Below are 10,362 nucleotides of genomic sequence, written 5' to 3'. Positions count from 1 at the left end.
GCTCCCGGAGTCTGCCCATATCCTTGGCCTGGTCCTCCTGGTGCTGGCCAATATCCTTGACCCTGTGCTCCCGGAGTCTGCCCATATCCTTGACCTGGTGCTCCTGGTGTTGGCCAATATCCTTGACCTGGCGCTCCTGGTGTTGGCCAATATCCTTGACCTGGCGCTCCTGGTATTGGCGCATATCCTTGAGAATCCATACCTTCGTACATACCTTGTAAATGTGTAGGCATTTCAGGCATTTCCATGCTGGATGATTCCATTAGTTCATCCTCATTAATTGGAACGTTGTTTGCACCTGGTTGCGCATAAGCATTATTATTGTAACCTGCGTGATGATGAACTGGATAAGGTACAGGATTTGTTGGGACACAATATGGCATGGATGGATAATTAACAGGCATCATTGGTTGATGATGAGCTGGAAATGTTGCTTGATGATGCGGCATTGCCTGGTGATTTGATGGAAATGTCGGTTGAATTGGTACAGTAGGTTGAGTTTGTGTATGATGATGAAATTCTTTTTCCTTTGTAAAATGAGGAACTTGTGGGATATCAGCTTTATCTGGAGATTCCTCCATATAATGTTCCATCATTGGCATTTTTGGTAAGTCTAATGGTTTTTTTGGTAATTTTTCTTTTCCTTTTTTTGGTTTTTTATAATCATCTTCTTTTATTTCTGGAATTGATTTACCTTTCGTATCTTGAAACAAAGGTTTTGTATCCTCTTTTTCTTTTTTTTCCTTTTTTTTGTCGGTTGTAGGGATTTTTTTCATTCCCTTATCTAATGGCTGTTCCTTCTTTTTTGAGTAATCTTTTGGTTTATCTTCTTTTTTCAATTTGTCAACAGGTTTTTGTTCCTCCTTCTTCACCTGTTTTGTTGAAGATGGAATTTTGATTTTCATTCCAGGCATGATCATATCTGGATTAGATAAATGACTATTTAACTTCTTTAACTCTTCGAAATCAACACCGTATTTTTGTGCAATTTTCCATAAAGTCTCGCCTTGTTGCACTACATGTATTTTCACAATTGGAACTCCCTTCTGTTCGTAATTAATATAGTCAGACAACATAGTAAGTCAATATCAACATATGCGAATTACCCAAAATGTTGAATAAAAAATTAAAAAAGCCCAACATTTTCTTATACTTCATTCCTTAAAATTTTATGCTTTCTTAACGTGCAAAAAAGCAAAGAGATGAAATAGAAATCTCTTTGCTTATCGTGAATGAATGATTCAATTTTAGGATTGCTTTAACATGCGATTTAACGCAAGGATCGCATAATCTGTTGTCTGATTATCAACAACAATTTGATTGATGACATTATCCTTGTCTAATTCCTCAAGTGTCCATAATAAATGTGGTAAATCTATTCTGTTCATCGTTAAACAAGGGCACATGTAAGGATTTAATGACACGATTTCCTTATCCCGGTGATTGTTTATTAATCTGTTAACTAAGTTCATTTCTGTACCAATTGCCCATTTACTGCCTGCTGGAGCTTTTTCAATTGTATCAATAATATATTTGGTTGAACCAGCATAATCAGAAAGAGCTACTACTTCTCTACTACATTCTGGATGCACTAATATATTCATGTCAGGTTGCTGTTTTCTAATGTTTTCTACATTTTTCACTGTAAAATTCTCGTGGACAGAACAATGTCCTTTCCACAGAATTACCTTTACTTCTTCAATATTTCCCTCATATTCAAAGTTATCCGTATGAGGATTCCAAATAGCCATTTTGTCCAATGGTACGCCTAAATCATATGCGGTATTACGCCCTAAATGCTGGTCAGGTAAAAATAGGATTCTTTCTTTTTGTGTAAAGGCCCACTGTACCATATCTTTTGCATTGGAAGATGTAACTGTAGCGCCACCATATTTTCCAACAAAAGATTTTATTGCTGCTGTCGAATTAACATAAGTTAAAGGAAGAACTGTATCTCCAAACGTTTGCTGAATGATTTCCCAGCTACGTTCTGTCTGGTCGATATCAGCCATATCTGCCATTGAACACCCTGCACGCATATCTGGTAAAATAACCTTTTGATTATCTTGCGTTAAAATGTCAGCAGTTTCTGCCATAAAATGAACACCACAAAAGACGATGAATTCTGCAGCTTTATTCTGAGCAGATATTTGTGCAAGCTGTAAAGAATCCCCTGTAGCATCTGCAAACTGAATGACTTCATCTTTTTGATAATGGTGTCCTGGAATAAATAATCGTTCACCAAATTTTTTCTTAATTTTACGCACACGATTCTCCATTTCTTCTATGGATAAATCTTTGTAATGCTCAGGCATTTGATTTGAATCCGTATTTAACATCTCTAAAATATTCATTTTTCTCCCCCCTGATTTTTTACATTAAAGCTGATATCTAATGATTTTGTTGAATGGGTTAAAGATCCCATAGATATATAATCTACATTGCACTCTCGATATTGTGAAATTGTTTCAAGCGATATATTCCCTGATGCCTCTGAAATAATCGTACCTGGAATTAGTTGCACCATTTCAAATACTTCCTCAGGTGTTCGATTATCTAACATAATCACATCTGCCCCTGCTTCTACAGCCTCCAAAACCTGTTGTTTACTCTCCGTTTCAACCTCTATCTTCACCATATGACCAAGCTGCTGTCTCACTTTTTGTACAGCTGTTGTTATGGAACCACAAAAAGCAATGTGGTTATCTTTGATCATGACACCATCGTATAGCCCAAAACGGTGGTTATATCCTCCACCACAAGTGACAGCATATTTTTCAAATGTTCTAAGTCCTGGTGTCGTTTTTCGAGTATCACATATTTTTGTTTTTGGACTATTTAATTCTTTAACTGCTTCGTTCGTCATCGTAGCAATACCACTCATCCGTTGCATTAAATTTAATATAATTCTTTCCCCGGATAATATCGAACGAACATTTCCTGACACAGTTGCAATCCTATCACCCTTTTGAAGAACATCTCCATCCATTATATCTACAGTGATGTCAATGGATGGATCAAGTAAATGGTAAACCTCTTTAATAATTTGCGAGCCAGAAAGAATTCCTTCCTCTTTAGCGATGAATTCTCCTTCCCCTTGTAACCCCTCAGGGAATATGGTTTCAGTCGTAATATCGCGATCTCCGATATCCTCTAATAAAAATTGTTGTAAATGCTCCCTTATTTTTAAGTGATTCATGATTCCACTCCAGTCATTTGCAAACTTTTATTTCGATTTTCGTTTTTATGTCGGATAATATGCCTCGCCCCCCACTCCAAATCGTTAGTCTTAGGATAATCGCTGCGATAGTGTCCTCCTCGACTTTCCGTTCTCATTAAAGCAGAGGTTATGATTAACCAACAGCTAGTAAGCTGATTTATTTTTTCTAGTTGTTCATTTGTGTAGTCGGATATATGTTTTTGATTAAACTGTTGAAAATTAAAGCGTTCCATCCACTGTTTAGCAAATAAAAGCCCTTCACGCGAACGTTCGATACCAACATATCTCGTCATAACTTCTTGTATTTCTTCTTTTGATGGTAATTCTAGATGGTTTCTGCTTGGGTTTGATTTTTGTTCAACTCTTTGTTTTATCGTGTTCGATTGACCTGGAAAAGAAAGCAACCGGTCAGCTAGTAAATTAGAAAAAACAATCCCCTCTAATAATGAGTTACTAGCTAATCTATTTGCACCGTGTACACCATTACATGCAACTTCTCCAATTGCGTAAAGTCCCTCAACATTTGTCTCTCCATACAAATTTGTTTTCACTCCTCCCATTAAAAAGTGAGCACCCGGAGCCACTGGTAGTAATCCATTTTCAATGAATATGTTAGCTTTTTCACATATCGATGTAATCGTGGGGAATTTTTGCTGAAAATCTTCAATCATCGATATATCCAGATAAATAGTTTCTCCATTGTTTAAATACGTTTGAATTTCCCTTGCAACAATATCTCTTGGTGCTAAATCTTTCAAAGGATGCACCCTTTCCATAATTGGCTTCCCATCCTTCGTTTTAAGAACTGCCCCTTCACCACGAACAGCTTCTGACACAAGACCATAGCACCGATTATTGGTATAAAGCATTGTTGGATGAAATTGCATAAATTCTAAATCGTTTAATTCAGCACCCGCTCGATAAGCTAGTGCAATTCCATCACCGGCAGTAGTTGAGTCGTTTGATGTAACTTGATACAAACCTCCACAACCACCCGTCGCCAAAATAACATGGTCTGCAGTATAGTAGTTCAGATTACCATTTTTATTGCTTGTTATAACACCAACACATTTCGTTCCATCCATGATTAAATCAAGGACATTTTCACCTTCTATTACTGATATTTGTAAATGCTTGATTAAAAAATCCATTAGTACATTTCCAGTTGCATCTCCACCAGCATGCAAAATTCTTCGATGCATGTGTGCGCCCTCTTTACCTAACAACAGTTCACCTTTAGCATTTTTATCAAATGGAAGACCTCGGTCCATTAGTTTTTTAATATAATGTGGGCCTTTTTTCACTAATACTTCTACTGCTTGTTCTTCATTGAAAAAACACCCTGCAGTCATCGTATCCTGATAGTGGCTTTCCCAGTGATCGCCTTCCCCAACAGATGCGGCAATTCCTCCTTGAGCCTTAACAGAATTACTTCGGTGTATCGTTGACTTTGTTAAAACAATCACATTTTTATCTCCAGAAAGTCTTTCAGCTATCGTTAATGCAGCCAAACCACTTCCAATAATAACAACATTTTCTTTTTCGATTGTAATCACACCTAACCTAAGTGTCTTTACACCTATATTTACACATAACTATATAGATGACAAGACTTTTTTTAAAATGTTATGATAACAATATAAGTGCGTGTTCAATAAGTCGGTAAATTAGCTTATCATTTGGTGACTTTTTTGAACAACCTCTGTAAAAAACTTTTGTTAAAAGAAAGGAAAAGTATCATGATATACTTAGATTACGCGGCAACTACTCCAATGAATGAACATGCATTACAAGTATATACAGAAGTTTCACAACGCTTCTTCGGTAATTCCAATAGTTTACATGATGCAGGTACTACTTCTAAAGCCCTTTTAGAGCAGTGTAAAGAAGAGCTTGCAAAACTAATACATGGTCAATCAAGAGGGATTTTTTTCACTAGTGGCGGGTCTGAATCGAATGTATTAGCAGTTAAATCGTTGTTACATGCTGCGAACGCTAAAGGTAATCATATTATTACAACTAGAATGGAACATTCATCCTTAATCAATTATTTTGATTACTTAAAAACCGATTGTGGATATGAGATTACCTATTTACCGGTAGATCAAACCGGGGTAGTAAATATTCATCAGCTCAACGAATCTATCTGCGACGAAACAGTGTTGGTTTCTATTCAACATGCTAATTCTGAAATCGGAGCGGTTCAGCCTCTTGAGGAAATTGGACAGCTGCTTCATAACAAGGGAATTTTATTTCACAGTGATTGTGTCCAAACTTTTTGTAAATTACCTATTCAGGTAGAATCCTTTTATTTAGATAGTGTTTCTATATCTAGCCATAAGATTTATGGACCTAAAGGTGTAGGAGCAATATATCTTCATCCCTCATTAAACCTATCTAAATACATTTCTAACATTCGTCCAGGCACCATGGATGTCCCAGGCATTGCTGCATTTGTATCAGCTTCACAACAGGAAACACATAATATGGAGCAGGAGCAACAACGATTATCACGAATTCGACAACAATTTGTTGATCAGATTAAAAAACGCAGATTAAACGTTGAAATCATTCAATGTAACCAGCAATTACCTAACATTATTGGTTTATTTGTAAATAACATGCAAGGGGACTATTCGATGCTGGAGTTTAACCGGAATGGAATTGCAGTATCAACAGGTAGTGCCTGTACAGTTGGACAACAGGAACCGTCAAAAACATTATTGGCAATTGGAAAATCTCCAGAGCGAGCCAAACAATTTATTCGTCTATCACTAGGAAAACAAACAACTAGTGAACAAATGGATAGAGTTGTTAACGTATGTGAGTCCATTATCCAATCAAACCAAAAGAAAGGACTAACAACCAATGTGTAAGAAAGATAAAGTATTAGGTAAGGATCGAAAGGAGCTTATTTTAAAATGGCTAAAAGAAAGCAATACACCAATGACTGGTGGAGAACTTGCAGATAGAACGAATGTCAGTAGACAGGTAATTGTTCAAGATATCTCTTTGTTAAAGGCTAGAAATGAACCAATTCTGGCTACAAGTCAGGGGTATATGTATATGAAACAAAATAAACCAAAGCAATTCGAACGAGTGATTGCTTGTAAACACACACCAGAAGAAACTAGAAAAGAACTAGAACTAGTTGTTGATCATGGGGTTACCGTTAAAAACGTTTTTATCGAACATCCTGTATATGGGGATTTAGAGGCATCCATTATGGTAAGTAATCGCAAAGAGGTAGATCAATTTATTCAAAGAATTAAAGAAACAAATTCTCCATATCTTTTACAATTAACAGGTGGTATTCACTTACACACAATAACTGCAGATACTGAAGAAAAGTTAGATTTGGCTTTTAATGCTCTTGATCGTGCAGGAATTATCATTGAATCATAAAGGTCCATTCCCTCCATTTGTATGAGAATGGACCTCTTTTTTGCCGTCCTTAAATGGATAAGCCATTATATAAAAAATACGGATAGCTACCGAGAATTTCTACTGTACATCCTAGTGTTTCCAACTCCTGAATGGCATTGGGAATTAGAATATTATCAATTTTTTGCTCAATGTCAACTAAGAAAAAATAGTTACCTAACCCTGTTTTCATCGGTCTTGACTCTATTTTTGACAAGTTTAAATTTCGCCAAGCAAACGCAGACAACACCTGATGAAGTGCACCAGGATGATCATCAGAAGGTAACGTAATCATTAATGTTGTTTTGTACCCCTTCACTTCCAGCCTTTTTGAATAATGCTCTGAATCGCCTTTATGCAATACAACAAAACGAGTATGATTATTTTGGAAATCATGAATATCCCGTTTCACGATAGATAAGCCATATTCCTCTGCTGCTAAATGATTACCAATTGCTCCAATGTTAAGCTCCTCATGTTGACTAACATAATCAGCAGCTGCACCAGTAGAAGACAAATATTCCGTTTTTGCATGCTTCATTTCTGTATGAAGGAATCGATGGCATTGGGCAATGGCATGCGGATGGGAATACACACAATTTAGGTCTTCCCAGCTTGTTTGATTTGATGGATGAACCATTAAGTGCTGTCGAATCGGAACAATAATCTCACTAATTATTTTTAGTCGTTTTTTTTGAATAATATAGTCAATCGTTAAGTTGACGGATCCTTCTAATGCATTCTCCAATGGTAGTACACCATAATTTATATTTCCTTGGTCAACTGCATCAATACACTCAGGAATTGTTTTGTAGCTTACTTTATCCTCTCCGTTAAAAAGGGCATCTACTGCTACTTTTGTAAAAGTTCCTTTAGGTCCTAGGTAACCAATTCTGTGTTTCATCTATTTCTCCCCCTGTCTAAGCCCCTGTACTTAAGATTTCTACTTTATCTACAAAGTCTAATTGTGTCAATTCTTGCAACAATGTATCTATACTTATTGCCATTCCAGCTGTATTTAATGAAATGGTCACGTTTGCTTTCCCTTGTAGTGGAATCGTTTGATGAATGGTTAAAATATTTCCACCTGCACCAGCTACAGTTGCAAGTAATTTAGACAAAGTCCCTGTTCGATCTTCTAGGTGAAAAAAAAGTGTGATCATTTTTTCTTTAACCATCTTTTGGAAAGGAAAGACAGCATCTCTATATTTATAAAATGCGCTTCGTGATAAATTCAATTGCTTTACAGCTTCCGCTATCGAGTCTACTTTTCCTCGTTCGAGTAGTTCCTTAGCTTCTATTGTTTTTCGCATTGATTCGGACAAAAAATCACTACGGATTAAATAAAACTTCTCATCTTTTTTTTCCATTTGTACTCCCCTTTAAACAAACGATCGAATGATGTCGTTAACAACGTCTTTTTGCTAAAGAGAAACTAGCCAAAAAGACGTCCTTAACACAATCTTCCACTATACCTACTCAACAAATTCAAATTCATAGTCTAATAAACGGACGGTATCCCCATCTTTGGCACCTCTATCACGAAGTGCATCATCTATCCCCATCCCTCTTAATTGACGTGAAAATCTCTGGATCGACTCGTCTCTATTAAAGTCTGTCATCTTAAATAGCTTTTCTAGCTTATCACCAGAAAGGACGTAAGCTCCATCTGGATCTCTTGTAATATGGAAGTCATCTTTTTCTTGATGGTGACGATAAACGACTCGTTCCTCTTTTTGTTCTATTGGAGTTGTATCTTTAGGAATTGTTTCTAGTTTATCTGCAATTGCAAATAGTAATTCCCTTAATCCTTGCTTGGTAACGGTAGATACTGGATATACAGGGAAATCATCTGTCAATTGTTCCTTGAATTGTGTTAACTGTTCCTCTGATCCTGGAATATCCATTTTATTAGCAACAATAATTTGTGGACGCTGCATCAGTAATTCGTCGTATTCCCTTAATTCTTTATTAATCGTAACATAATCGTTGTAAGGATCTCTCCCCTCTGTTCCGGCCATATCAATAACATGAACGATAATTCGTGTGCGCTCTACATGCCTTAAAAACTGATGTCCTAAGCCGATACCTTCATGAGCACCTTCAATTAGCCCAGGTAAATCGGCTAACACAAAACTACGTTGGTCTTCTGTCTCGACTACTCCTAAATTAGGAGCTAACGTCGTAAAATGATAATCTGCAACCTTTGGCCTGGCTGCACTGACAACAGAAAGCAAGGTTGATTTTCCTACACTTGGAAAGCCAACTAACCCAACATCAGCTATTAATTTTAATTCAATTTGAATATTCCTTTCAGAACCTGGTTCCCCGTTTTCAGCGATTTCAGGGGCAGGATTTCGTGGAGTAGCAAACCGAATATTGCCTCGTCCACCACGCCCGCCTTTAGCTATAATAGCTTGTTGTTTATGTTCAATTAAATCAGCAATAACTTCACCAGTATCATCATCACGTACCGTTGTACCAGGTGGAACAGATAATATTAAAGGCTCAGCATTTTTGCCGTGCTGACCTTTACTCATTCCATTCTCACCACGGGTGGCTTTAAAGTGTTTTTTATAGCGAAAGTCCATCAACGTATTCAAGCCTTCATCAACTTCGAAAATGACATCACCACCGTTACCACCGTCACCCCCTGCTGGTCCACCCATCGGTACATATTTTTCTCTTCGATAGGCAACAAGCCCATTGCCACCATCGCCTGCTTTTACATAAACTTTGACTTGATCAACAAACATGCGTAGAACACCTCTTTAGTTGCAAATATACGTCATTGTACATTGGATTTTTTTATTCGATAATGGAGATAGGTTTACTTTATGTAGTTGTTGATTTTCTACTAATTCTTTTTCTAAAATTTCTATGTGTGAAAAAGTTCCGCTTATCGAGAGCACTAATTCTGTTGCTCCTTTTTTATTGGTACTTTCCTTAATAACAATCTTGACATGATAAAGTTCCATCTCATCACTTTGTGAAGAAAATAATTTTATTAGTCTTTCTAGTTGATTATGTATTTGATCGTCATAGGATGCAAGGTTATTGTTTGTCTCCACTTGATAATCCATTCGAAAGTTATCATATCTCCAATTAAAACTAATAAGCCAAATAGCAGTTTTAGGAATAGATAAACGATCTAAATTACGTTCTTTGTTTGCCCCTTCTATGACTTCCTTTAATTTATCTTGTACTTTGTCCAACTTCCCCATAGATGAATAGCCCATTAATAATTGAACTTCATTCAACCAATCATGCCGGTAGTGGCGCAAAAGATCAATCATATCCTCTTCCTTCATCAATTGACACTGCCCCCTATGTTTGAAAAAAATTATAGCGTTGTATACTGTAAAAATTTTTTGTTTGAAGTGTCCTCTTAAAGTGCACGTTCAAACCTCTAAAAGGATGACATAATTAATAATAACAAAATTGTTGAACAATTACGAAAACAATTAAAGAACAAAAGCGCAAGCGCCCTGGTAGTGACGTATGGACTGGACAGAACCGCAGGAGATAAAGGAAACATGCCCCTTCATAGGGGTATGCCGACGTTGGGCGCAAAGCCCGGTTTTAGTCGGCCTTCCTTAAGTTGGAACCGATGTTGAATTATCGTACGGAGGTGAGGGAAGTCTCACTAGTCGCTGGGCGCTGGAGCTGGACGTCGCTAACCTACACCATTTAACCACAAACCAGACATTTTATAATTT

The 10,362-nt window shown here is 36.9% G+C and carries 10 protein-coding genes; 2 read left to right on the top strand and 8 right to left on the bottom strand.

Translation table 11 applies throughout. From position 1 onward, the window contains the following. The 4 genes from safA to nadB form a co-directional block, all read right to left on the bottom strand. A partial coding sequence (gene safA / locus JOC48_RS12455) for a SafA/ExsA family spore coat assembly protein (RefSeq protein WP_204500166.1) occupies window positions 1-1,031 on the bottom strand: 1,031 nt, incomplete at its 3' end. A 216-nt stretch (window positions 1,032-1,247) separates the two neighbouring features. Continuing rightward, the gene (nadA, locus tag JOC48_RS12450; protein WP_204500165.1) at window positions 1,248-2,354 is read right to left on the bottom strand and encodes a quinolinate synthase NadA; all 1,107 of its coding nucleotides are present in this window, start codon (window positions 2,352-2,354) and stop codon (window positions 1,248-1,250) included. After that, a complete protein-coding gene (nadC, locus tag JOC48_RS12445) occupies window positions 2,351-3,199 on the bottom strand; it encodes a carboxylating nicotinate-nucleotide diphosphorylase (RefSeq protein WP_204500164.1) in 849 nt (282 codons plus the stop codon). Before nadC ends, nadA begins: the two co-directional genes overlap by 4 nt. Further along, entirely contained in the window at window positions 3,196-4,776 is a 1,581-nt protein-coding gene (nadB, locus tag JOC48_RS12440) for an L-aspartate oxidase (protein ID WP_338024300.1), read from the bottom strand. Before nadB ends, nadC begins: the two co-directional genes overlap by 4 nt. Window positions 4,777-4,959: 183 nt before the next feature. Here nadB and JOC48_RS12435 point away from each other — a divergent pair, with 183 nt between their 5' ends. Both JOC48_RS12435 and JOC48_RS12430 read left to right on the top strand, forming a co-directional pair. Then, window positions 4,960-6,096 carry an IscS subfamily cysteine desulfurase gene (locus tag JOC48_RS12435; RefSeq protein WP_204500162.1) on the top strand — a complete coding sequence of 379 codons (1,137 nt, stop codon included), beginning with the start codon at window positions 4,960-4,962 and terminating at the stop codon, window positions 6,094-6,096. After that, on the top strand, window positions 6,089-6,625 hold the full coding sequence (locus JOC48_RS12430) for a transcription repressor NadR (RefSeq protein ID WP_204500161.1): 537 nt from the start codon (window positions 6,089-6,091) through the stop codon (window positions 6,623-6,625). The genes JOC48_RS12435 and JOC48_RS12430 overlap by 8 nt, the downstream gene beginning before the upstream one ends. A gap of 49 nt (window positions 6,626-6,674) precedes the next feature. Here JOC48_RS12430 and pheA read toward each other — a convergent pair whose 3' ends face one another. From pheA to JOC48_RS12410, 4 genes are all read right to left on the bottom strand, one after another. Then, window positions 6,675-7,547 (bottom strand): prephenate dehydratase, encoded by an 873-nt coding sequence (pheA, locus tag JOC48_RS12425; RefSeq protein WP_204500160.1) that lies wholly within the window; start codon window positions 7,545-7,547, stop codon window positions 6,675-6,677. 16 nt (window positions 7,548-7,563) lie between these two features. After that, window positions 7,564-8,013, bottom strand: a complete 450-nt coding sequence (locus JOC48_RS12420) for an ACT domain-containing protein (protein ID WP_204500158.1) — start codon at window positions 8,011-8,013, stop codon at window positions 7,564-7,566. A gap of 105 nt (window positions 8,014-8,118) precedes the next feature. After that, on the bottom strand, window positions 8,119-9,399 hold the full coding sequence (gene obgE / locus JOC48_RS12415) for a GTPase ObgE (protein ID WP_204500157.1): 1,281 nt from the start codon (window positions 9,397-9,399) through the stop codon (window positions 8,119-8,121). A 15-nt stretch (window positions 9,400-9,414) separates the two neighbouring features. After that, the gene (locus tag JOC48_RS12410) at window positions 9,415-9,954 is read right to left on the bottom strand and encodes a Spo0B domain-containing protein (RefSeq protein WP_239584350.1); all 540 of its coding nucleotides are present in this window, start codon (window positions 9,952-9,954) and stop codon (window positions 9,415-9,417) included. Window positions 9,955-10,362 lie beyond the last annotated feature (408 nt).

It is taken from the genome of Aquibacillus albus, from assembly GCF_016908325.1.
In the GTDB taxonomy this organism is placed as follows: domain Bacteria; phylum Bacillota; class Bacilli; order Bacillales; family Amphibacillaceae; genus Aquibacillus_A; species Aquibacillus_A albus.
The sequence above is the reverse complement of the archived record's forward strand: the minus strand, read 5'-3'. Positions and strand labels throughout refer to the sequence as shown.

Coding starts and splice junctions, on each gene's coding strand:
- nadC (WP_204500164.1), bottom strand. CDS start 3,199: ATGAATCACTTAAAAATAAGGGAGCATTTACAACAATTTTTATTAGAG.
- obgE (WP_204500157.1), bottom strand. CDS start 9,399: ATGTTTGTTGATCAAGTCAAAGTTTATGTAAAAGCAGGCGATGGTGGC.
- nadA (WP_204500165.1), bottom strand. CDS start 2,354: ATGAATATTTTAGAGATGTTAAATACGGATTCAAATCAAATGCCTGAG.
- JOC48_RS12430 (WP_204500161.1), top strand. CDS start 6,089: ATGTGTAAGAAAGATAAAGTATTAGGTAAGGATCGAAAGGAGCTTATT.
- JOC48_RS12435 (WP_204500162.1), top strand. CDS start 4,960: ATGATATACTTAGATTACGCGGCAACTACTCCAATGAATGAACATGCA.
- JOC48_RS12410 (WP_239584350.1), bottom strand. CDS start 9,954: ATGAAGGAAGAGGATATGATTGATCTTTTGCGCCACTACCGGCATGAT.
- pheA (WP_204500160.1), bottom strand. CDS start 7,547: ATGAAACACAGAATTGGTTACCTAGGACCTAAAGGAACTTTTACAAAA.
- JOC48_RS12420 (WP_204500158.1), bottom strand. CDS start 8,013: ATGGAAAAAAAAGATGAGAAGTTTTATTTAATCCGTAGTGATTTTTTG.